This is a genomic window from Fulvivirga ligni (assembly GCF_021389935.1).
Lineage (GTDB): Bacteria > Bacteroidota > Bacteroidia > Cytophagales > Cyclobacteriaceae > Fulvivirga > Fulvivirga ligni.
On the sequence record NZ_CP089979.1, the window covers coordinates 5175613 to 5199615 of the forward strand.

Genomic DNA, 24003 nt, shown 5'->3' on the forward strand with positions numbered 1-24003 from the left:
TGATTTATTTGATAGGCACTTCTACTATTACCACAGTGCCATTGCCTTTACTTGAATCTATTTCTATACTACCAAAAATTGAATTTATTCGGTTGGTCATGCTGCGAAGACCAAAGCTTTGATTTTCATCTTCCATTTTCTTTTGATAATCAAAGCCCACACCGTCATCTTCAATGGTTAACACCACCTCATCTTCATACAACATAAGCTGTATATTCACGTGCTTTGCCTTGGCATATTTAAGAACGTTGTTCACCGCTTCCTGAGTTACTCTATATAAGTGGAGCTCAATGTTCTTAGGCAGCCTGGCGCCATCCAGGTTATCATAAAATTCAAATTTGGTATCTGTAACTACGCCTATATCAGCCAGTAAACTTTGTACCGACAGCACGTAACCAAAATCCTGAATACTCTGGGGCATCAGGTTATGGGCTATCTCACGACTATCCTTTATAGCCTCTTTAAGGTAGTTTAGACCTGTATTTAATTTTTTAACGCTGGTATTGTTCAATTCGATATCCTTTTTTAGCGAATTAAAATTCAAAGACACCGTGGTGAGCTTTTGTCCCAGACTATCGTGTAACTCTTTAGCTATTCTCTGCCTTTCTCTATCTTCTGTTTCTATTATAGTGGCAATGATTTTCTCTCTGGAGTTCTTGCGTTCAGATATATCGCTAATAAATCCTTCCAGCACCCCGTCTTCTACCTCACGACCTTGCTCCCACACCCATTTTTTCTCTCCTGATTTGGTGGTAATCTCATACTCTACGGTAAAAGAAGCATGATTGTTTAACGCCACCTGAACATCAGCCCACAGCTTTTCCCGATACTTGTCCAGCGTAATGTCAGAAAAGGACGTTTTCTTATTGATGAAATCAGAAGGCTCATATCCCGTTAAATTCTTTGCTCCTTCACTCACAAAGAGCATGGTCCAGTCCTGATCATTCTTACATCTATATACCATACCTGGCAGGTTAGACATCAAGGTCGATAGACGCCTTTGATTTCTCTTCAGTGCTAATTCTACTTTTTTCCTATCGTGAATATCTACATGGGTACCGATTACTCTTAATGCCTTTCCTTTTTCGTCACGCTCCATCACCTTGCCATGAACCATCATCCATTTCCATCGGCCATTATTAGTTTTCACCCTATACTCTGCCTCATAAAATTCTGATTCGTTATTCAAATGCTGCATTAACGAGTAAAAGGTTTTATCCCTATCTTCCGGGTGAATCCTTTGTGTAAACTCAGTGAAATTGGCCTTTCTTACATCCGTTTTAAACCCAAGCATGGATGCCTGATGATCGTTGAATATCACTTCATTAGATGCCACATCCCAGTCCCACATACCTTCACGAGCTCCCTCAATGGCCATTTGAAGCCTGTTTTTCGTTTCCGTAAGATCAGCTAGCATCCTTTTCTGATGTGTGATATTTCTGGAAACATAGAGAATATGCGTACAGAGATTATTCTTCCCTAAAATGGGGATCAAAGTGGTTTCTGCATAGCCTCTTTTACCTTTAGGTGATTTGAACCATTCTTCAAAAACCACATTTTCTTTATGCAGCAATACATCATTGAGCCTGTTCATCCTCTCTTCAATTTCCGAAGCATCCAACTTCAAAAAATCTCTGTAGAGTGTTCTTAAAGGCATACCCGCAATATTATAGGCAGGAAAGTTGTCATTGGCCTCCGAAAGTTGCTCCAAATACCAATCTGGCAGTTTTGCAATGAGAATATTATTATCAGCCACCTCAAAAAGAGCCAGTAGTTCAGAGGCATTATTATATATTAAGGAAAGCGTATGTTGTCTGGATTTAATGTCTGCATAAGCATTTCTCAGGTCATTAGTTCGATTAGAGACCATACGCCTTAAAACCTTAACATAGAGCAACATCTGCACAATACCTAAGGCCAGTAAAGCCATGAGTATATATGCCCATACAGGAATCTCTACCTCTTCTGTTTTATTGAAATACTTATCCGTATCTGTATATAGCAGTGAGTTTTTATCAGCTTTCAACACCCTGACGTGCTCTTCTAATAAAGGCGATAACTTCGAAAAGTTTGTGGGACTGTTAGAAAAGATGAATGATAGCCGAAAGGGTGAAAATACTATGGGCGTTTGCTCTACACCAAACTTCTGACCATTAACATCGCCATAGATTCGGTCTACAATACCGGCATCTACTTCTTTATCCTGCAACCATTGAAATATCTGTTCATAGCTTTCTGCCTCCACCAAATTACATTCTAAATCCAGTTCTTTCATGGCATGCTCAAAGCCCTTGTGCTTCCCCTTTATATAATGGCTCTTTTTGAGAATGGCTATCTTTCTTTCATGAAGGTCTAGCAGAGAAGTATAATCTGAGCCTTCTTTACCATACACCCTGGCCCATGAGGAAATAACACCAGAGGCCAAAATTTTATACCCGACACTTTTGTCTTTATAATCGGGAAATTCAGGAATCAGGTCTATTTCATTATTCTTAAGCCACAGATAACAATCATCTACCGAGCCTTTCTTATAAGATACTTGCCAGCCTTCCCTTTCAGCTGCATAGCGGAGAATATCTACGAATAATCCCTGTGGTTCACCATTCTCATCAGAATATACTAATGGGTAATTTTCATATACACCCATGGTAACCTGCTGGGAATGAGCACTCGTTATAATAAAGAAAAAAGAAAGTGTGTAGAGTATTCTTCGGGCCATAGGTTTTTTAATACAGAATAAACTTATGTAAAGTTGACGAGTAAGTGAAATACTTAATTTTTAAAATACGCAATTTCTCTTAAAAAATTCATTAATAGAATGTTCACCTTTGTAATGAGTTAGGAGTGAAGTTGATGAGGTTGATAAGTGAAGTTGGCAAGTAGAAGTTGGTAGAAGTTGAAATGTAGATGATGAAGTGGTGATTGAGGAGTAGAAAAGGCTATCGGGGAACTGATAGCCTTTTTCTTTTACCTAAATAATCGCAGTTAAGAGTTCTGCAAACGATTGCTAAATATACTAAAATTTCGTAAATTATAGTATTGCAGAACAATATTTTAACCCCTTCAGTCATGAAAAATCTTTTACTAATCATCTTGGTTTGTTTGGCTGCAAACGTTACGTCCGCTCAAACCACCTGGGTAATAGACCCTACGCACTCTTCCATACAGTTTGAAGTATCCCACATGACGGTTTCGTCAGTCACGGGAAGCTTCACAAGTTATGCCGGAACCCTTACCTCTAAAAAGAATTCTTTTGATGATGCCAAAGTGGTAGTTACTATTGAAACGAATAGCATAACTACCAATAACATGGAGCGTGATAAGAACCTGAAGGATGACGATTTTTTCAGTGCTGAGAAATATCCCGAAATTAAGTTTGAGAGCACCTCATTCAAGAAAACTGATGGCAACAATTATCTCATAGTTGGTAACCTGACTATCAAAGACATCACGCATGAGGTGACTTTAAAGACTGAATTTGGAGGTATTATCTCCATAGATGACAAGAAGAAAGCAGGTTTTAAGGCCACCACTAGCATCAACAGGTTTAACTACGGCTTGCAGTGGAATGATGTGCTGGATAATGGAGGCCTCATTGTGGGTGATAAGGTAGACATAACACTGAACGTAGAGCTTATTAAACAATAGATAATCTTAATATCATCTGTTAAATTCAACAATTTCAATAAGTTGCTGTTGGAATAAAAACTAACAGCACTTATGGAAAAATTTTCTAGTCTCTTTACTGATGAGTTTTGGGATAACCTGTTTCACATTGTTACAGCTTGGGCCATTACCACTATCCCTGCCCTACTGCTCATCTTCTTCATCTTCATTATTGCCAGAAAGTTATTTAGACTTCTACTTGGAAGGCTAAGAGCCTTTATCTTATCCAGAAAGGCTGATGACGGATCTCTGGAGGAAGAAAAGAGAATCAATACGCTTATGGACATACTTAAACAGACCGGTATGGTGATACTGTGGTTAGTTTTCCTGATGATTATATTACAGGAATTTGGATTAGACATAGGGCCATTGATTGCTAGTGCTGGTGTACTAGGTTTAGCCATAGGTTTTGGTGCTCAAGAGCTGGTAAGAGATATTATTTCGGGTTTCTTCATCTTACTGGAAAACCAAATTAGAACCGGAGATGTAGCCATAATTAACGGCACGGGCGGATCTGTTGAAAAAATAGAATTAAGAACTATAAGCTTGAGAGACTTTTCAGGTGTTGTCCACATCTTCCAAAATGGTAAGATTGATACCCTGGCGAACATGACTAAAGAATGGTCAGCCATAGTTTTTGATATTGGTGTAGCCTACAAAGAGGATGTAGATAAAGTAATGGATGTGATTAAAGAGGTAGGTCAAGACATTAAAGAAGACGAAACCTTCGGCCCAAAGATCATCAACGACATAGAGGTTTTTGGTGTAGACAGTTTTGGTGATAGCGCGGTGGTGATTAAGGCCAGAATAAAGACCAAGCCAATTGAGCAATGGAATGTAGGCCGTGAATACAGAAGGAGGTTAAAATATGCCTTTGATGCTAAAAAGATCGAAATTCCATTCCCACATTCTACTGTATACTGGGGCGAAGAGATTAAGCCTCTCAAGTTGGAAGTAGAAGAGCTGAACAGGATTAAATAAAAGGCGTTATCCCTCCGGTAGAGTCATCGGAGGGATTTTTAATTTTACATATCAATCAAATCCCGTTTCAAATTATTAAAAACATATTGATGCTCTTGTTCGATCCCCATCCTTTCTAAAGGTTCCCAGTAGGCTCTTGGATAAAGGGTGGATGTATAAGTGGTGATTCGTGTCATTTTACATGAGTCTACGCCAATAGAATCAAATTCGTAAATTGCTTCTTTAAAACCGAGCCACTTCCTGCCGGTAAGTTCATAATTAATAACATCCATCTTTAACAGCTTTCCTTTTTCCAGAGCAGTAATCTGTTCCACGATCCTTCCTCCTTCAAAATAGCAGGTTCTTAAACCACCTACCTTTTCCTCCTCTAAAATGCATTTGTAAGGCACTGGCAGGTCCACTTCCATCAGCCAGGGCAACTCTCCCGTAAGTGTATCTACTGATTTGATAGCATCATATACCTGCATCACCTCATAAGGTAAAATAATTTCAGATCTCACCTCAATGGTTTGACTTTCATGATTAACCAGAGTGTTTTCAATGGGTACTCCAACCACTAAAATGACCATTGGAATAAATATGCTATATATTGATAAGCCATCCTTTTTCTTATTGTAGTATTTTAAATACCACCTTCTTATTGCCCATCCTAAAATCAGCATCGGTAATAATATGGGTAAAGCCATAATGGTACACAATAACCCTTCCAGACCAATGCATATAAGATTAATGAGAAAAAAGACTAAAGATAAAATTAGGCCTAAAATAGCCTCCTTTTTATCGCCTATAGAGCCTACCACAAAACCCGTGATAAGTGGTAGAAAAATAAAGATTACCCAGCCATAAGCCGCCCATTCGTTATGGAGAATAGCAAACCCAATAGTAAAAAAAATGAGCCCAAGAAAAAATGAGATTAGAAAACTCTTATTGGTAAATAGTCTTTTCATAATCATGATGTTAAGTTATACTTTTTTTTAAAAAAAAGTCTCCGACAACTGAGCTGTCGGAGAATATTAATTACCTCAGCAAATGCTGAAATGCGCCAACTATTTCAGGGTATTTAAACTGAAAGCCTGCATCCTCCAGTCTTTTCGGGTACACGTATCTGCTTTTCAATATTAGCTCTGGTTCAGTTTGCATGATGAAGGCTCCCAGGTAAACCATCCAGGTAGGCATGGAGATACCGAATGGCACTCCTAGTCGCCTTCGCAGCTGCTTCATAAACTCTTTATTAGGTAAAGGCTCAGGTGCAGTGATATTAAAGTTGCCTGAAAGGTCATTATGGGCAATTAAAAACAAAACCGCCCTTGCAAAATCCTGCTCATGCAACCAGCTAAACCATTGATTACCTGATCCTTGAGATCCTCCTAAACCCATCTTGCTTAGATTTAGTAAACTAGGTAATGCCCCACTCTCTTTCCCCAATACCAAACTAGTTCTTATGGCTATTTGCCGTGTGGATGGTAGCTGGAAAGAGTAAAATACTTGTCCCAACTTTTACATACATCCATGGAAAAATCGTCGCCAATATCTCCATTATACTCATCCATCATTTTATCCTCACTATGCTGATAGATGGTGGCCGATGAGGCATTGATCCAAACGGCAGGAGGATGCTCACAGTTGAGAATGGCTTCTCCTAAAACTGCAGTAGATTTTAATCGCGTTTCATAAATAAGCCGCTTATTCTTTTCAGTATATCTACAATCCACTGATTTTCCATTGAGATTGATGAGCACATCTGCCCCATCTAATTCATGATACCATTGATCCAGGTCATGAGCATTCCAGGTGGCGTAACGTACATTTTCATGAGAAGATCTATGATTTCTGGTGAGAATCACCACCTCATCATTTTTAAAATAAGGCAAGAGTGTACCACCCAGGAAACCAGTGCCTCCTGCAATTACTATTTTCATAATTAAAAGCTTTATAAAATGATAAGAAGAATGGTAAGTCTATACACCAACCAGGTAACGGTTAGGTAAAAGGGAAGCTTTAGAAGTTTCACCCGCCGTGAATGTTCCCAAACCATAAACCCAACTACCAATAGAAAGTAGCCCAAATAAAAGATTCCTGGTCCGGTAAAAATGCCTGCAATTAGTGATGGCAAGAGCATTAATGCTCCAATTATGGAGACTGTCATCATATTTCCCAGATATTCAAGCACCTTGTCTTTGACAAACAAGGCCATGATCACTCCTTGAAAAACCAGCTGACCTCCACAGATTAAAAACTCTCTTATAACATTAGTCTCCGGAACAAATGATGTTAATAATTGGCCATAGCCAACAAGCACGAGAGAAGTGAACAACCAGGCAAGCATGATGTAAGCCACTCGGTAACTTCTGTTAAAAGTGGGAGCGCAACTGCACTGTGCATATGCCTGATTAGCAGCTATGACTTTTCTATTATAAGAAATGAAAAAGTAACAATGCTGCATAAAATACCTGACCATTCGGTTCTGCAAACATCTTGACACCCAACCATACCGATGGCCTATTACTTTCACCAGGCTATCTAAACCGTAGGTGACGGAGTGATCTGTTCTATTGATCAGCGCAATTTCATTTCGAGCCCTCTCCCAGTTTACACTGGGAAATTCTGCTTTGTCCACCTCACCATAGGCCATTCTTCCTTTTTGATCAAGCAGGCCTTGCGCCACAAACGATCTGGTATAGATGTTACACATCGGGCATTCATCATCATAAACAATGGTATGATCTTTTAGCGTTTCCATTTTCCTCAACTTTAATAATTAAGCGTTAGGTTGAAGCGCTCTTTTTCTGAGTCTGAAGAAAACAAAGAGGTTGAAAAAATGCATTACGCCTAAGATCAGAATGATGGCTCCTAGTTTCATGCTCAGTTTTTCTATTACAGCCTGAGTAGTGTCAATATCACCAATTATTCGGAGTGTAAATACAGCATAGCCCACATTAATGAGGTAAAATCCTACCACCAGTAACTTGTTTACGCTATCGGCCAGCACCTCATTACCATGAAAAATATCTACCAGAAAAACTCTTCCATTGTTAAATAAAGTTCTAGCTACCCATATAGTAAGTATGATGGTAATAGGAAGATAAAGCGCGTAAGTAAGAATGACATAATTCATAATATTAAAATTTAGAGTTTACAATATTTTCATAACATTCATTATTTTCAATAATTATTGAAAATTAAAAGCAAATAAAAAACTACAGTTTAAGTAGTAATTTATAAAACCAGTTTTTATCTGATTGGGTGAACTTGTCAATCATACCATCAACCTTTAAAGAAAAGTCCTGGAGATCTGACGTCACCTTTTTAAATTCCTCAATTTCTTCATCCTTACCCTCTACTGATTGCACCTGATGCAATACTTTTAATATGGGCTCAATTTCTCTCTTTCTTCTTTCACGGCTCACTTGGCGAGCTAGTTCCCAGATGTCTTTACCTGCCACGAAGAATTCTTTCCTCTGCCCTACTTTGAACTCCTTCTGCACAATACCCCAATCCATCAAAGCCCTGATGTTCATATTAGCATTACCTCTGGAAATCTGAAGTTCCTCCATAATTTGCTCCGTGCTCAGAGCCTCTGTAGATATGATGAGTAAAGCATGAATCTGAGCCATAGCCTTGTTTATGCCCCAGCTCGAACCTAGTGTACCCCAGGCCTGAATGAATTTATGTTTTGCCTCATCGTATTGCATGGTTCAAATGTAGAACAAGTTTCTAAACTTTCAAAAATAATTGAAAGTTTATTTTTTAGCTATCTATGAAAAGAGTCTATATGATGGCTAAGAACCATCGGATAGACTCCTAATTATCAATGAATTACACTTAGATTAAATCTATCGGTGCTGGGCTTAGGGAGATTATGAATATGATGAGCGCCAGCCAGCCTAAAACTTTACGTTTCATATCTAATGGCTCTTCTATTTGAGATTTTGGATGAACCACACCGAGTACTCTACCGATAACCAGAACAAATAGCAACCAACCATGATAGCCCTGTACTTCCGGGTATAGGTATGCTATTAAGAACTGTACTGCAAAAATGATCACGGCATACATCAAGGTATCTTTTGCACTTTTTCTTAATCCCTTCAATGCTACAAACAAGAAACCTATGTAAATGATAAAGGTCCATATGAAATCAGGAAATCCTAGTAAGCCCGTTTCATACAATGAACTATCCGTGGGTGATATTAGGCCTAAGCCCGCATAAAACAAGAAGCATACAAACATGATGGATGCTACTATTTTGTGTTTTTTATAGCCTATTAAACCATAGAGTATATGCCCACCATCTAATTGACCTATAGGCATAAGGTTAAGGGCGGTGAATATAAGGGCGAGAAAACCTGCCAGCAAAATAGGATAATGCATTAGCTCACGGCTGTTGGGCACCTTGGCAGGATCATCTACTAGCACTTTCTCCATAGCCGAAAACAAAAGCGGTTTGGTAATATAGATATTGGGGTATTCTGGATATGGCTCAAAGGCCTTATACTTCCATTCTCCCTCTTTATTTTCGCTAATAAATCTTAATGAATCAGCCTCGCGCCTCACTGTCATATAATTTATAGAATCCTGAGCTCGCTGAAACTCATAGGTATAAACATGATCAGCATAATTCTCTCCAAATTGTTCATACTCAGGATGTATTTTGAAAATGTATTCAGGCTCCGGCAAATTCACAAAACCATAGGTAAGCACACAGAGGGCAATTATAAAGCCGGCGAGCGGTCCTGCTATGCCTATGTCAAATTGAATTTTCTTAGATTTAACATGTTCTTTTAATCTTATAACAGCCCCCATAGTTCCTATAAGTAGCTCCATCGGTGGCAATGGAATATAATAAGGAAGTGAGCTTTTTACTTTATGATATCTGGCAGTGAAATAATGTCCAAACTCATGAAAGGTTAAAAACAACAGAAATGGAATGGAGTAATTAAGACCTTCTCTAAAATCAGCCCAGGAATAGGGTGTCCATGGCCATAAATTACCATGCACCCACCAGCCACCGGCCAATGTAGTGGTAAAGAATGTAACTATAAAAAGTAAGGCTTGTATGAAATACGTTTTGCTATTGTTCTCCTTCATCAAAAAACTCCTTTAGGGTATGATCACCCGTAACGTGCAATGTTTGAATGCCTAAGTTACCTGCTCCTGCTATATTATCAGCATTATCATCGATAAATAAAGTTTCTTCTGCTACCAAGCCCTGTTCTTCAAGTACCTGCTCGTAGATCTCAGCATCAGGCTTGCGCTTATTCATATGATGAGAATAGTAAGCATGATCAAAGTAATCTTCTATAGAGCACTTATTTTGGGAACTGGCAATTTCTGTGAAGCACCTCAAATGAATTTCATTGGTGTTACTCAATAAAAAGAGCCTATAATCCTTTCTCAACCTTTTTAATAGCTCCAGGCGCTCCTGCGGTATATCCAACAGCATGGCGTTCCAGGCTTTTTCCAGATTTTTAACATCATCATGGCCAGTAATTTCTTTTAGGTAAGCATGAAACTCCTCATCAGTAGTGAGGCCTTTTTCATATAATTTAAATGGCTCATCATTTAAATATTTATCTAAAATTTCATCCTCAGAAATGCCTGCTAATTTGGCAAATTCGACCACTGTGTAGTCTGGCCTGAGGTTAATGATTACCCCACCCAGATCAAAGATGATATTCTTTATATTTTCCTTTTTCAAAATTTTTAAAATTGTTTGTGTAATTCTCAGCAAATATGTAACATTGCACTCCCAATTTCAAACAGAATAACAGCGGATTTCGCTAAAAAGTATGTTTGACGGGCCTATAGCTCAGCTGGTTAGAGCACTTGACTCATAATCAAGGGGTCCCTGGTTCGAGCCCAGGTGGGCCCACGAAAAAAGCCTCTAGAAATTTCTAGAGGCTTTTTTATTTTATAACCAGCACCTTCATACCTTAAATCAAGCTTCATTTATATCTGAATCAGTTTCTCCACTATGCTTTTCTAATGATTTTAATACTCGTTTATAAGCCAAAGTAAAGCAAATGACAAACATGACCAGGTAGCTATAATCAAAATTGTCGAAAAAGCTAATTAACATCTTTCCTATCGTTATTTTTTCCTTGTCCCTTTCAAGGTAAGTAACACCATCTGTGGCCGAGTTTAAAATAGCCACCATACTAGCCTCTGACAGCGTACGTACGTCGCGCACCTCATAGGCCTTTAATATCAATTTCATGAAGGTAAACCGGCTTACCTTTTTAATCATTTCGCGAGCCTCCTTAAATTTACCCTGCTTTATATAGAGCCGTGCCGTCAGCATTTCACAGTAAGCATTATTAGGGTAAGAATCATCGTTGGCCAGATAATCCTTGATCATTTTATTGGCCCTGGTAAACTCTCCCGCATTAATAGCACTTTCTATTAATGCATAATCCTGCACGGCATAAGGTCCATCCTGATCGGAGAAATTGTCATACACCACTATTAATGAAGAGAAGACTAATAAGACTAACAATACAATGGCTAATGCTATGGGAATGGCTTTTAGTTCTGGAGACATCTCTTAATGATTATATCAGCAATTATTATTTATCTCTAAAAAGGAAACGTAGGCCTCTCTGAAAACAGACAGCCGGAGCAGACATGTGCGTTTCACCCTCTAGCACCACAGCCTTACTCTTAAAGCTTGAATAATTTCGACTTTTCAGAATACTATTCAGCTCCAGCATGTTCCTTACCATTCCTGCATTCACCTCCTCCTCCAGTTCACCGGCCGACATAAACACATGAGCAACCAGATCTTTATGACTCTCAGAATATGCTTTTTCAGTTTTAAGAATCACCTTGTCATCATACCAGATAGAGGCACTGCCTAGCATATAATTCTGAAACAATTCGGGTTTCTTTAGCAAAGCGTAAAATCCAAACAGCCCTCCCAGGGAGAAACCTGTATAAGTACGATCAGTACTTTTCGCTTTGTATTCTTTTTCAATAAATGGAAAAAGCTCCGAATCCAGAAACTTCAGAAAATCATCAGCTCTGCCTGATTTTATATTGTCGATGCCAAAACTTGCATCCAGTTGAGCATTATTTGTAGATGTGAAATCACGCATGCGCCAGGCTAGCCATTTGCCCCATCTTTCATCATCGGTGGCATAGTTACTAATCGGGTACCCAATGCCCACTATGATAGTTTCGGGCATCTCCCCACCCCACTGCAGGTTGCGCGTCATATCTGCCAACATACCGAAGTAGGTATTAGCATCAGTAATATACAGGACCGGATAGGTGGTATCACTTTCAGCATAACCATCTGGCAATGAAATATATAATTCATACTCCTGCTGGTTGACTTTAGACGTTAACTGCCTTTGCTGGGAATTAACCATTGCTGCAGGCGGATAATTAGCCTGTTGAGCCACGCTGAGCAGGGGACTGAACAATAAAAAGAGAATAGCTGAAGCTATGTTTTTAAGATTGACTGAGCGTTTCATAACTGGAGGTTTAGCATAAGTAATATAATGATTCAAAATCTGTAAATCACCATATCATAGAGCGAGATTGCCTCAAAAAACTTCCTACAGTATCAACAATCCCTGCTCTCTCAGCTCATCTCCTATCTCAGAATCCAGTAATGATGCCAACTCGCCCAGTTGATCTACTGTTTTCAACGCATTGCCCACAGCGACCTGCTGCAACAGCTCCTGGACCAGCATAGCCAATTCCTTATCCAAGTCTAAGACCACATCCTCCTTTTTATGGGTAAATGTGACCAGACATGCTTTGCCTTTGAACTTGAAATCAGGCTGATCTCCAATCCATACTACTCTGCTGCGAGATTTAATCTCGCCATCCGGATCCTGGTTTACTTCCCGATAGATAAACTGCCTAGGAATGGTGGTCTTGGGAAGCTTAGCATCAAACCACTGATGCACAGGCACTTCAAAACCAATTCCGTGCATATAATTGAAAAGCGATTTTCTTAGACCTTCACCAAAAACATCATGGTCAGCCCCGTCAGGATCATCATGATATAGATCGTTATTGGCAAAGCTACCCATATCAGGGCCTACCTTTACAACTCCAAAGGCTTTAGGGTTGAGGCCAACCGGACTATGTGTCGTCATAGCGAAGCGATGCCAGAAGCCGGATTGTAAAACCCCACTTTCAAAAAGCTGACGCACCATCTCAACGGAGTCTATAGTTTCCTGAGCTGTTTGCGTGGGGAAGCCGTACATTAAATAGGCATGCACCATAATACCGGCGCTGGTGAAATGATTGGTTACTCTGGCCACCTGACCTACTGTAACACCCTTTTTGATCAGCTCCAGGAGCCTATCAGATGCTACCTCTAGCCCACCGGACACTGCAATGCAGCCAGATGCCCTCAACAGCCTACATAAATCGGCTGTAAAGCTCTGCTCAAAACGAATATTTGTCCACCAGACTATGGTCAGGTTCCTGCGAAGTATCTCAAGGGCAAGATCTCTCATTAAGGCTGGTGGTGCTGCTTCGTCAACAAAGTGAAAGCCATTTTGACCGGTTTGCGCTATAATCTCTTCTATCCTATCGCATAGCAGGGCTGCGGTGAGCGGCTCATAGCGCTGTATGTAATCCAGTGAAATATCGCAGAAGGTGCATTTACCCCAATAGCATCCGTGAGCCAGTGTGAGCTTATTCCAGCGCCCATCACTCCACAGACGATGCATAGGGTTGGCTATTTCTATAACGGATAGATATTCATGAAGGCGCAAGTCTTGATAATCAGGTGTACCCGTTTCACGCTGAGGCACATCTTTTTCGGTGCTTCCATTGAAATATTTCACCTCACCACCTTCACATTTGAAGGTTCTTTTGAGTTGATCAAGAGCCCTTTTACCATCCAGATATTCCAGCAAATGCTGAATGGGTGCTTCACCATCATCTAACAGTACGTAGTCAATGTAATCAAAAACCCGTGGTTCAGTGAGCGATCTTAATTCGGTATTAGCATATCCTCCGCCCAGCCAAAGTGCGATTTGAGGATACTGCTTTTTGATATATGCCCCACAGCGAAACGCAGCATATAAATTCCCTGGGAAAGGAACTGAAAAACCAATGTTAGTAGGCTCATATTCAGCAATATACGCATCCAGATGCTGATACATTAATTGATCTATAAGCCCTGCCGGCTGAGACAGAGCTTCCTGCATAGCATCAAACGAAGTGGCTGATCTCCCTAGCCGCTCAGCATAGCGACTAAACCCAAAGTGCGGGTCAATGACTTCTTTGATATAATCTCCCAGATCCTCCAGGTATAGCGTGGCTAAATGCCTGGCTTTATCCCTTATACCCAAAGTACCAAATGCCCACTCCATATCTTCCAGCTGCTCAAAACGAGCTGCTTCCGGCAGATAATCTTCTTCTGCTATCAAATAAGCCAGTGTAGGATTTTTATCTTGCAAAAATGCAATGACAGCATCTATGCTCTCCAAATAATGCTTTCGAAGCCTATAAATGCGCTCTGCATTTTCTGAGACCTCATCTTCATCAAAAGGTTGAGAGAAAATACTTTCCAGGCCTTTTCTGGAGAATAGCTCCAAGATAACATCCAGACCAAGATCGGCCTGATGAGCCTGAATATTGAGCGTATTAAGAAAACCCTTCAGGTAAGCTGTAGCCGGATATGGCGTATTGAGCTGAGTAAAGGGCGGCGTTATAAAAAGTACTTTCTGTGACACTTACAATTCTTTAAGCAAAGGTAGGTGTTTCTGGTCGTTTGCTGTGGATATGAGAGGTATTATATTATTGTCTCCTTCGGATATGGGTAGAAAGTGTACAATGATTATAATGTGATAAAGAAATTATTACTTAAAGCGATAGAAATGAGCTATTCAATACCGCGTCAGAGACACTCGCAATCATTACAAAGTTCGTAGTCTGCGACTACGAACAGCTAGTGCACAGTATTTTTTTCTTATTTTTTAAGGGATCGTCTCCATTCCTGCGAATTTGAATTTTTCACCTTTCTTTTTGAAGTACATCCCAAATTGTCCGCCTTCATGACCTGGAGCTAATTCGTTTCGGTCGTAGATTGTCCAAAGAGCCGTGATGTCACTTCGGTGGCCGTTTTCATTTATTAAAATTATTCTTTCACTCTTGGTCGCACGCTGATATGCTTCGCTGTTCCTTACTGACGAGAGGTGGTTTTCAAAGAAATCTTCTTTTTCAATCATGTAAGGTGATTCGGAGAAATCAGAGCTGTCAAAGCAAATGATACAGTAGATCTGGTCAGTAGAAATCTCCATTAAGGATTCATGGTCGTTGGTCTCGATAGCTGAGAATAAACTTTCATAGGTCTGGACTACTTCTAGAGTGTCCGACCGTGTAATGTTTTGTCCGAACAAGTAGGTGGAAGTCGAAAGTAGAATGATCAATATTTTCGTAGTCATTTTCATATTGTGCCCAACGACCAACTAAAATGAGTATGCGCCCCAGTTGCTAGAAGTACTGAAGTTGCTTTTTTGCAATGTCCTATCAAATAGCTCTGTTCGCATATTCTTTTTTAGTGTTTGTTGTGCTTAGTTATTGTTCGTATTCACTGGAAATTATCTGATCCGGTCCAAGTTCAATGATTGGCTTTGCGTTTCTCATTCCTTCAATAACGTCTCTTCTTTTTGACAGTTCAAGAATGTTATCCTCCTTGAAAATATAAATCAAGTCAAGTTCGTAACAGATGGAGTTAATTAATGACAAAGCAGGAAAATTCCTAAATGTATCAAGTACATATGTATCACTAATATTATCAGAAATTTCAACAGTTCCATCTATTTCAGCTATTATCAATATCTGAGTAAAAATGCTCTTTAAACCTTCCCTAGGATTAAACTGTCCGCTATTCAAATTAACAAGTTGTAATTTGTAAAAATGACTGATTACACTTAAGTCAAGTTCAAACGATTTTTCCTTTGATTTAACTTTTACATTTTGAAGAAACCCCGAAAATAGTAATGAAAACGGTTGCTCATCTTCACTCATAAGAACTTCAACAGAATCACCAGATTTAATTGACAGAAGATCACCATGTTTTGGTGTTGGATTGATTTCAATTTTTGCTGTTGAAAAAGCCTGAACGCTCATTGATGTATTGATGTTTTTTATAACCGAGTTATCGCCCAAAGTTTCTTCAACAACAATTTTCTTGGAGTTAGGTGGCGTAAACTCAATTCTGGTTTTGCGTTTCTTCTCGTTCATTTCAAATTAATTAATGGAAAGTTCACTTTTCTACTAACATGGTGAATATTCCCAATGGCAAAAGGCTGATGAAATAAAAGCTCCTTCCAAAAGTTATTTTCGCTTATCTCTGATAAGATTAATTTCTTGAGCGATTTATAAGAACATCTTACAGATATAATTATTGGGGAATACTTTACATATTCTGTAACAGCATTTGTCTTAATGAAACAATTGAGAACAATATGATTAATCAGTTCAGATTGGACATAGCTCTGCTTTAAAATTGAAATTATTTCTCTCTGATTTTCATATTCAGTGTTAGCTCTGGTGAAATAGTCAATTGTTAAAGTGCTAGTGTCTTTTTGAAACCGGACATTGTAGGAAAATAGATTGAGTTCCTTTTCAAATTGAGTTGCCACGAATGAAGAAATATCACTAGGTCTAATTTCTTGTTTTACCTCGCTGGGTTGATTAGAATTTAAGGAATTGATAAAGTCCAATACCTCTGGATGAGATTTATCAGATGGAGTATACGGTATAATCCTTATTCCAAGTCTCCGTTCCTTATTTCTAATATCAAAAGCAGAGGTATTTTCCATAAAAGAATAATGAACAACGTTTAACCCATTGTTGACACTATTCAAAAACTCCATCACAAGATCGAAATGAGGGTCATTTAGACTGAATCCAATAAAGCAGACTGTATATGATGTAAATATGCTCTTTAGTCCAGTTGAAATAGAGGGATTTTTGTGAATTATTTCTTTATAATCTTCTCTTGTCAGTACAATCGAATTATGAGAGGTTATGTCTCCGTGAACCTTTAAAACAATTTTCTTCCCTTTTTCTAAGGCTTTTAGGCCTTCTGAAATATTCAAGTTATGATAGGTGTTATACTTTCCACGACTGCCTACCTCAGGTATTCGATCATAATTTGTTGTTAGAATACTTCTGGATGGAATGGACAGAATTTTTGAATAGGCTTTAGGTATTTCATCAACTTCAAAAGTTTTATCAAATACTTCTTCTAATAGCTCTCTGTAGTCAGATTTTCCAAGGGTCTCTGCGCAGTAATCAGCGATTTCCAGATAGCTATCTCCCTTGTCGATTTTTTCATCCAGTTCCGCCTTTTCAAAAGTGAGTTTGCCTCTCTTATCCAGTTCATCAACCATTTTCGATAATAAAGTTTTCCAGCTTGGGAAAAGTGGTTGAGATAAACCTTCACCACAAAAGAATATCACTCTATCTGGATTATTGGTGTATAGGCTTGAGAATGACTTATAATTTGGGTGTTCCTTGAAATCCATTTTATGTGTTAAAGACAATTAAGCACAACATCCGTATAAGGGAAACAAAACATTCCCTTATTTCTTTTATATCAACCTGCCAAGTCATATCCAGCCTCAAAGGTTGATCCATTAAATTTTTCAACAAAATACTAAGGTTTACTATCAAAAAAAAACACAACAATAAAATTATATATGCAAAAATTATAACGAGTCCTTGAAATCAATTTCGGGAGATAAGAATATTATTCACATAATATGCGAATATCATCCTGAGCGAATTCTCTTATACATTGAGTCGTAGGAAGTTTGGCTCGATGAGCGGGTTATTGCGACAACTGTTGGATGTAGTTCATTGATGAAAAATGGAGGTTAGTAGGCGGTGATACGAGCCAGAGGCTCGCACCAGCGATATGGATCTTATTCTATAACTACCAGATGAAGCTAAACAATTATTACTTAAAATGATAGAAATGAGTTACTCAATACCGTGTCAGAGACACTCGCAATCATTACAAAGTTCGTAGTCGCAGACTACGAAGAGCTGGGGTTTGTTACTTGCCGTCTTCTATTAGTTCGATGTTCGTAAAAACAATGTATTTAAAGACGTTCTCTCCAGGAATTCTGCATCCGCCTTTGGCTTGCGTTAGATAAGCCATAATTGATGTCATTTCCCAGCCGTCTACTTCATCAGCGTTCCATTTACGCTTGGTTAACCGTTTAAAGTTATGTTGTTCACCGAGTTCCGTCGTCTTCTTCGATTCTAGCTTGATGTTGTCAAGTAGGTTAGGGTTCGCCCATGCCCAAAGCCAAGTGTTCGAAGTTTTCGAGACAGTTCCAACTTGTTGATAGCTAATTCGGAGTTTAAGAGTGTCTCCGTTGAAGAACTCAATGAGCCCAGTTTCATCGTCATAATACCAGCGTTCCCAGTCGTCAATCCCGTATTTAGTTCGGCAAATCTCCTGTTGTTCAGTTAGGTAGTTATGTGCTGTTGTTAGATAGTCACGAAAATCCTCGGTTGCTTCTGGTTTAGTTAAGTCTTGTTCGTTCACAGTTCGAAGTTGATTGCAGCCAAAAGTAAATATTAGAAGTATGAGGAGAAAGTTGCGGTTCATCTATGGCAAGTAACATCCGAATAAGGAAAAACAAAACATTCCCTTATTTATTTTTTATCAACCTGGTGCTCCATTTTACTTATTCGATAGATTTTCCTGATGCGTTTTTTCGAAATACTTCCAAATAGACTCCGTTTTTAGTTAAGTCAGCATGAATGACAGGGACTTTCTTAGATAAAAGACTTAAGACTTGCTTCTTTTCAGATAAAGTTTGCTCTATATATTCTGTAGTTAATGAGTTGTCAGTTAATTCAATAATTTTGGTGGAGTACTTTGGATTGGAGGAAATGTCACTTTCAATGAGTTCGAAGTTTATAACATTATTATTGAGATTAATTTTATACAAATAAAGAACGTCAAGCGGTCTACTATATCCTAGTGATAGGCTATCCGAAATCCATAATTCAAAGTCATTATCTTCATCATACCATTTACCACTTATTTCGTCTGTCTCAATGGACTGACAACTTGAGATTACCAAAAAGACTAAAGCTATTTTGAGAAAATGATTCATATAGGTAATGGGGCACAACATTTAGTATTTGAAAAGTAGGCGATTTCCAAAGCATGTAACTCTCGGTTAAGCACAAAGTTTGATACGAGCCAAAAGCTTAGAATTCAGCAGTATTCCGTCTGTTTTACATATACATTGTTGTGCGTTCGCTGTTTTTTCTTTCTTTTACAAATCTTGAGATAATATCCATTTTTTGGTTGGTTCGATCCAATCTTTTATGGATTTGTATAAAAAGCCGTGACCAAATTAGTTTTTAACTCTAATTGCTCAAATTTTGTCGTATAATTTTCATTACTTTTCCAGTAATCATAATTACTTCCTGCTATACTATCCGATAGGTCATACATACACAACACCTGTCCGTGAAATTTCCAATTGTTGTTTTTTTCTTGATATTTGTTGTTCCCCGCAAGTAAAATATAATTAATCGGATTTTGATTAATACTTGAAATATTACTCGCAAGGTCTTTGTCATTTCTATACATAATGTTTAAAATTATGTAGCCTTATTTCAGGACGGGTCATAATGAAGCACAACGATCAGATATGGCGCGTGGCCATGCTCTTTCAAATATCTACCAAGGTAGTGAAACTGCCCAACCCCCACAACAGTATCCACAATGCACTGCGTTCTGAAAGTCAAAATCCAGAAAAAAGAAGATGGTTAGAAGCACAAAAGCTGGCAGAATGGGCAGTGAAAGGGATGAGTTGCACTTAAATATCAGGTAGGCAGTTTGGCCATTCGCTATATCGCTTGTTACCAGCTTTTATTTTCGTTCTTGTTCTTTTATGTATGGCGTTAGATCTTCCAGTTTGCCAGCAAAAGGCACCTGTTCGGCTAGGTTGTTCCAAAGTACTGAGTTCATAAGTTCGTCAGGAAGTTTTCCCTTAAAGACAAAAAAGGGTTCGAGTGAATTACCTTCCTTATCAATCCTTGTATGGTAATAGCTTCGTTTTTCTGAGTCCATTATGTCAATGTATTTGATTTTGTTTTTCAGTTTGCGCACTCCATCAAAGTCTTGACCACCAACCATTGTTAATTGTCCATTGTGTTCGAGAATAAAGCGATCTCCTTCGTCACCATAGCTTTTGATTTTTATGTATCTGTCAATTTTGAATTCCTTGACTTGCACAATTCCAGAATCTATTACAGCTCGTTTAGCTGACAAGAACTTAGGTACTTTGATTAAATCCTTAATCTCTAAAATGAGCATCCAAATCATAAAGAAAGAAATTATAGACAGGAGGACTATTAGCCATGTCTTAGGATATGCGAAAATAACTAAGGCGAAAAGGATAAGACCCAAAAATTTGAATATTGCAAGTTTTTGAGTTCTAGGTAAGAAAGACTCAGCAAAGGTTATTTCCTTCATCAAAGCCTTCTTGTCTTTTTCGGTTGGAGCTCGTTCGTATTCTGTTATCAAGTTTAATTGAGTTCAGTTCGGGAAATTGCAGCTAACATCTGCATAAGGAAAAACAAAATATTCCCTTTATGTCTTTTATATCAACCTGCCAAATCATATACAATATCTCAAAGGCTGATCTATTAAATTTTTAAATAAAATACTAAGGTTTACCATTAAAAGTAACATAACAATAAAATTATACATCAAAAATTATAATAAGTCATTGAAATGAATTTTGGGAGATAAGAGTATTATTCACATAGTCTAAGAATATCTCATTAGTAGTCGTAGGAAGTTTGGCTCGATGAGCGAGTTATTGCTACAGTTATTGGATGTAGAGATAAGTAGACAGAGTGATACAAGCCAGAGGCTCGCACCAGCAATGGAGATCTTATTCTATAACTACCAGTTGAAGCCAAACAATTATTACCTAAAACGATAGAAATGATTTATGCAATACCGTGTCAGAGACACTGGTAATCATTACAAAGTTCGTAGTCGCAGACTACGAACAGCTAGGGGTACGAAGACCGCACGCCGTGTGGTGTGAGAGGCGAACTCTGGCTCAATTTGAGTCAGAGCCGTCTACTCGATTACGAAGCTCTATTTGATCGAAGGATGGCCCGATGCTTTCCCAGTTAATTGGATAAACTCAATCTCTGAATAGTAAGCATTAGTGGATATATTAGTTTCACCTTTTAAAAAGGTAGGGACGATTTTATTTGCTACGTCTGCATCCCATTGAGCCTGTTCATGTCCAGCATTCTCTACCTGAACGTGTATGGCATTTACAAATCCTTCTATGGTTTCTTCTACTTGTTGTACCGGGGTTCTGCAGTCTAGTGTGCCGGTTATAAACAAGGTAGGGATCTCTGATTTAATAGGAATGGAAGGATCAAATGAAAGATCTATAGTAGGCCAGTGATCTTTTACGGCTGAAAATGGGAAGTTAACCACATTGCCAAATATACTTTCCTGAGCTTCCTTTTGAATTTCAGACCACCTTGCCTGACTTGAACCGGATGCTAGCTGCTGGTTAATACCCTGGCCCGGTAACCCAATTGCGAATGAAATCCTTTTTTGCACAAACCAGGTAAGTAGGGAATAATCACCAGTGTTAATAGAATAAAGTAGGCGAGGAATCACAGGGATGTCATAATAATCATCAATATCTAATCGTAAAACGAGCGCAAGTCCAAAATCACCTATTTTCAGCTCTATTTCTTTTTTTGTCAAAGGGTTTTTCACCAGGATTGAGACGGGTTGCTCTTTTAGCTTTTGCATTGTTTCCCTTAACAACTTTTCAAACTCCCCTGCGGTCATATTAAGCGTCCCTTCTTTTTCTATCAGATGACCAATCTTTTTTACCTGTGCGTCCAAGTGTTGTGGGAAATTGAAGGCCTGATTAGGAGCATCAGCTCCCACCAGAATTGCCTTATCCACTCGATCAGGATACAATTCCATGACTGTCATCCCAATGTGGGTACCAAAACTAAATCCGAAGATGGTATAGGTATCTAGCCCCAGGGCTGTCATCAAATCATTTACATCTTTAGCATGTTCCTCAATATTATATCCAGTAACATCAACTTTGTCTCTGCTAAATTTCTCTAAAGCAGCTTTAGCTAACTTTTGGTAATGTTTATTAGCAATTTCTTCAGAAACGAAAAAGTCGGCGGGAAAATCTTCTTGCCAAATGTAGGTGAGCGCCTCATCGCTGGAGCCCCTTCGATCTAAAAAGATGAGGTCTGCCACTTCTAAAATGTCAATTCTATCGTGCAGATCTTTTGGACTTTCTGCTTCCCAGGTACTCATTCCTCCGCCTCCTTCCAAATACACTACGGGAGTGGCAGGGTTTTCTGAAAGACTCTTAAGATGGATGTATTTTAATTGAATCTTTCTGCTTGATGGATCTTTTCGGTTTTCAGAAACTTCCAGATAGCCAACTTCTCCTTCGATCTTAAGACCTTCAGAGGTCTTAAATTTCTTAGATTTCACATTGACTAGTTTACTCTGCCCAAAGCTGTAGTGAGTCAGAATTAACGTACTTAAAAGTGCGATAAATATCCTTTTCATATTTCCCAAAAGTGTCAGTATACTGGGAAAGAATCAAACCAGAAAGGTCTCAAATAGCCATATGAAACCCCTCTAGGCCTGAGACTTGATAAACTGAGTAGGAGTTATACCTGTTTCCTTCTTGAAAGCACGATAAAAAGAAGCCTTAGAACGAAAGCCTACCTCTTGCCCTAATCCCATAATGGAGTACTTATGGCTGTCGGGTTGAAGAATGCGTTCTTTAAAAGCCATCACTCGATGCTGATTAATGAGATCGTTGAAATTTGTGTGTAGAGATTCGTTAATTAGAATAGACAAACTATTAATTGGCCAATTAAGGTGATTGGCCAACTTGGCAATGGTCAGGCTTGAATCCTGATAGAGCTTTTCTTCCTTGAGCGCAATTAGGAGGTGATTCTTCCGGTCATCCAGCTCATGTTCTGAAAAACTAAACTTCGCTATGCGAGCAGCATAAACTTCTATCACTGGAGCGTATTTTAACAAGTACATATACCCCAGAAAGTATATCCATAAACAGACCAGGATTCCCAAAGGCTTATACAGTAGAAATGAATTTCCATCTAAATCCTCAATAAAGATTAACCCAATCGGAATGGCCAGGACCAGAAAGCCAATGATCAGGCTCCATGAACCAATCAGGAAGTTGAGCCATCTTTTGATATTTTGAAACTCTTTCAGCACTCTTTTCGCTTCAACGGATTCTTTATAGATAAAATAGGTGTAAATGCTTAGTTGTGCAGCGCCTAAATAAGAAATAGCCAAGGCTATGGACTGTATTGTAAGAATATTTGCATAGGCCCACTCCATATGGCTTCTGATATAAAGAAAGAAGGCAGTGAAGAAAATACCATCCAACACAAGTGATGGCAAAAAATGAAATAGGTCTTTTTTTCGAAAAGTTCTCTTTGGATCCTTGATATACATAACATGGAGATATGCCAGGGGACCATAAGTCAGACTGAACTCCATCGGAACGGGGAATTTGGCATTGAATGCGCTGATGGACTCTTCCAGAATGAGGTGCAAAAGGGAGAGTGAGAACAAAAAGACAAGCGAGCCGAAAAAGAGGTTGCTTTTACCGGCTGGTCTCCGAAAGATGATAATAAATGACAGTACCACCCCCTGAAAAACAGCCATTAAGAAGTAGAAATTAGAAGAATATAAAGAAGTGTCTATCACCAGCTTGAAGGGAATGATTGTGTAATTTTGGTTAGTGCTTCATGACGGTTGGGCTATTCCACACCGAAATCAAGCTGGTCATATGTTTTACTTTTGTTTTTTTGTACTGTCTCCATGCGGAATTATAGCCGTTATTAGACACTGGCATTATTCCATTTATTTGCTCTTTCATAAATCCTATTTCCTAATTCAATTCCGTCCAGTCCGACAAAATCGTCCCAAGCTGAAGTCGGTGCAAACCACATACAGATATGTTCAAAATCAGGAACATTTTGATATTTCAAGTCGTTTAATTCCTCAACAAACTCTCTATGAAATTCCTCTACATCTGCAAAAATTCCAGAATATCCTCCGCTCAATTCAGATAATATCTTTTCCGCTTTGTCAAGGTCATCAAACAATTCATAGAGTTCAAGCTTTTTCCAAGTTTCAACTTTAGAAGGTTCCTTTTTTCTATTTTTAAAAATCCCTTTGAACATATTTTTTTGCTTGTGACTAACGCCTAGCTAAAATGAGTATGCGCCCCAGTTGCTAGAAGCAGAAAAGATTCTTGTGTGCAATGTCATGTCAAAATGCTCAGTTCG

General features: G+C 38.7%; 25 protein-coding genes and 1 tRNA gene. 4 read left to right on the top strand and 22 right to left on the bottom strand.

All coding sequences use genetic code 11. The features are described from left to right. Nucleotides 1–4: 4 nt before the first annotated feature. Nucleotides 5–2719 carry a PAS domain-containing protein gene (locus LVD16_RS21695; protein ID WP_233770388.1) on the bottom strand — a complete coding sequence of 905 codons (2715 nt, stop codon included), beginning with the start codon at nt 2717–2719 and terminating at the stop codon, nt 5–7. Nucleotides 2720–3069: 350 nt separating this feature from the next. Between LVD16_RS21695 and LVD16_RS21700 the strand changes: the two genes are divergently transcribed. After that, nucleotides 3070–3648, top strand: a complete 579-nt coding sequence (locus tag LVD16_RS21700; protein WP_233770389.1) for a YceI family protein — start codon at nt 3070–3072, stop codon at nt 3646–3648. Between the two features lie 72 nt (nt 3649–3720). Continuing rightward, nucleotides 3721–4647: a mechanosensitive ion channel family protein gene (locus LVD16_RS21705; protein WP_233770390.1), complete on the top strand. Its 927-nt coding sequence runs from the start codon at nt 3721–3723 to the stop codon at nt 4645–4647. Between the two features lie 44 nt (nt 4648–4691). Here LVD16_RS21705 and LVD16_RS21710 read toward each other — a convergent pair whose 3' ends face one another. From LVD16_RS21710 to LVD16_RS21745, 8 genes are all read right to left on the bottom strand, one after another. Further along, nucleotides 4692–5594, bottom strand: coding sequence for a VIT1/CCC1 transporter family protein (locus LVD16_RS21710; RefSeq protein WP_233770391.1), 903 nt, complete (start codon nt 5592–5594; stop codon nt 4692–4694). A gap of 70 nt (nt 5595–5664) precedes the next feature. After that, nucleotides 5665–6024, bottom strand: coding sequence for a DUF1731 domain-containing protein (locus tag LVD16_RS21715; RefSeq protein WP_233770392.1), 360 nt, complete (start codon nt 6022–6024; stop codon nt 5665–5667). A 68-nt stretch (nt 6025–6092) separates the two neighbouring features. Next, complete coding sequence (locus tag LVD16_RS21720; RefSeq protein WP_233770393.1) at nt 6093–6566, bottom strand: NAD-dependent epimerase/dehydratase family protein; 474 nt, start codon at nt 6564–6566, stop codon at nt 6093–6095. A gap of 11 nt (nt 6567–6577) precedes the next feature. Then, complete coding sequence (locus LVD16_RS21725) at nt 6578–7387, bottom strand: thiol-disulfide oxidoreductase DCC family protein (protein WP_233770394.1); 810 nt, start codon at nt 7385–7387, stop codon at nt 6578–6580. 18 nt (nt 7388–7405) lie between these two features. Further along, entirely contained in the window at nt 7406–7762 is a 357-nt protein-coding gene (locus LVD16_RS21730) for a hypothetical protein (RefSeq protein ID WP_233770395.1), read from the bottom strand. Between the two features lie 82 nt (nt 7763–7844). Continuing rightward, complete coding sequence (locus LVD16_RS21735) at nt 7845–8339, bottom strand: GbsR/MarR family transcriptional regulator (RefSeq protein ID WP_233770396.1); 495 nt, start codon at nt 8337–8339, stop codon at nt 7845–7847. Nucleotides 8340–8469: 130 nt separating this feature from the next. Next, nucleotides 8470–9735, bottom strand: coding sequence for a site-2 protease family protein (locus tag LVD16_RS21740; protein WP_233770397.1), 1266 nt, complete (start codon nt 9733–9735; stop codon nt 8470–8472). Beyond that, the gene (locus tag LVD16_RS21745; protein ID WP_233770398.1) at nt 9719–10345 is read right to left on the bottom strand and encodes an HAD family hydrolase; all 627 of its coding nucleotides are present in this window, start codon (nt 10343–10345) and stop codon (nt 9719–9721) included. Before LVD16_RS21745 ends, LVD16_RS21740 begins: the two co-directional genes overlap by 17 nt. 100 nt (nt 10346–10445) lie before the next feature. Here LVD16_RS21745 and LVD16_RS21750 point away from each other — a divergent pair. Beyond that, nucleotides 10446–10519 (top strand) — tRNA-Ile (locus LVD16_RS21750). 66 nt (nt 10520–10585) lie between these two features. Here LVD16_RS21750 and LVD16_RS21755 read toward each other — a convergent pair. The 9 genes from LVD16_RS21755 to LVD16_RS21795 form a co-directional block, all read right to left on the bottom strand. Next, on the bottom strand, nt 10586–11188 hold the full coding sequence (locus LVD16_RS21755; protein WP_233770399.1) for a tetratricopeptide repeat protein: 603 nt from the start codon (nt 11186–11188) through the stop codon (nt 10586–10588). A 25-nt stretch (nt 11189–11213) separates the two neighbouring features. Beyond that, a complete protein-coding gene (locus tag LVD16_RS21760; RefSeq protein ID WP_233770400.1) occupies nt 11214–12122 on the bottom strand; it encodes an alpha/beta hydrolase in 909 nt (302 codons plus the stop codon). A gap of 84 nt (nt 12123–12206) precedes the next feature. Next, complete coding sequence (locus LVD16_RS21765) at nt 12207–14348, bottom strand: B12-binding domain-containing radical SAM protein (protein ID WP_233770401.1); 2142 nt, start codon at nt 14346–14348, stop codon at nt 12207–12209. 243 nt (nt 14349–14591) lie between these two features. Further along, nucleotides 14592–15059: a hypothetical protein gene (locus LVD16_RS21770; protein WP_233770402.1), complete on the bottom strand. Its 468-nt coding sequence runs from the start codon at nt 15057–15059 to the stop codon at nt 14592–14594. Nucleotides 15060–15192: 133 nt separating this feature from the next. Beyond that, nucleotides 15193–15861, bottom strand: a complete 669-nt coding sequence (locus LVD16_RS21775) for a hypothetical protein (RefSeq protein ID WP_233770403.1) — start codon at nt 15859–15861, stop codon at nt 15193–15195. After that, a complete protein-coding gene (locus tag LVD16_RS21780) occupies nt 15858–17150 on the bottom strand; it encodes an SIR2 family protein (protein WP_233770404.1) in 1293 nt (430 codons plus the stop codon). The genes LVD16_RS21775 and LVD16_RS21780 overlap by 4 nt, the downstream gene beginning before the upstream one ends. Before the next feature lie 533 nt (nt 17151–17683). Further along, a complete protein-coding gene (locus LVD16_RS21785; RefSeq protein ID WP_233770405.1) occupies nt 17684–18181 on the bottom strand; it encodes a DUF6882 domain-containing protein in 498 nt (165 codons plus the stop codon). A 142-nt stretch (nt 18182–18323) separates the two neighbouring features. Continuing rightward, the gene (locus LVD16_RS21790; RefSeq protein ID WP_233770406.1) at nt 18324–18725 is read right to left on the bottom strand and encodes a hypothetical protein; all 402 of its coding nucleotides are present in this window, start codon (nt 18723–18725) and stop codon (nt 18324–18326) included. Between the two features lie 248 nt (nt 18726–18973). Further along, nucleotides 18974–19243 (bottom strand): hypothetical protein, encoded by a 270-nt coding sequence (locus tag LVD16_RS21795; RefSeq protein ID WP_233770407.1) that lies wholly within the window; start codon nt 19241–19243, stop codon nt 18974–18976. A gap of 41 nt (nt 19244–19284) precedes the next feature. Here LVD16_RS21795 and LVD16_RS21800 point away from each other — a divergent pair, with 41 nt between their 5' ends. Beyond that, complete coding sequence (locus LVD16_RS21800; protein WP_233770408.1) at nt 19285–19476, top strand: hypothetical protein; 192 nt, start codon at nt 19285–19287, stop codon at nt 19474–19476. Nucleotides 19477–19525: 49 nt separating this feature from the next. Here the strand turns inward: LVD16_RS21800 and LVD16_RS21805 are convergent, their stop codons facing one another. From LVD16_RS21805 to LVD16_RS21820, 4 genes are all read right to left on the bottom strand, one after another. Continuing rightward, nucleotides 19526–20182, bottom strand: coding sequence for a hypothetical protein (locus LVD16_RS21805; RefSeq protein ID WP_233770409.1), 657 nt, complete (start codon nt 20180–20182; stop codon nt 19526–19528). Nucleotides 20183–20767: 585 nt separating this feature from the next. Beyond that, nucleotides 20768–22162: an alpha/beta hydrolase gene (locus LVD16_RS21810; RefSeq protein WP_233770410.1), complete on the bottom strand. Its 1395-nt coding sequence runs from the start codon at nt 22160–22162 to the stop codon at nt 20768–20770. A gap of 150 nt (nt 22163–22312) precedes the next feature. Continuing rightward, a complete protein-coding gene (locus LVD16_RS21815) occupies nt 22313–23377 on the bottom strand; it encodes a helix-turn-helix domain-containing protein (RefSeq protein WP_233770411.1) in 1065 nt (354 codons plus the stop codon). Nucleotides 23378–23553: 176 nt separating this feature from the next. After that, nucleotides 23554–23898 carry a hypothetical protein gene (locus LVD16_RS21820; RefSeq protein ID WP_233770412.1) on the bottom strand — a complete coding sequence of 115 codons (345 nt, stop codon included), beginning with the start codon at nt 23896–23898 and terminating at the stop codon, nt 23554–23556. Nucleotides 23899–24003 lie beyond the last annotated feature (105 nt).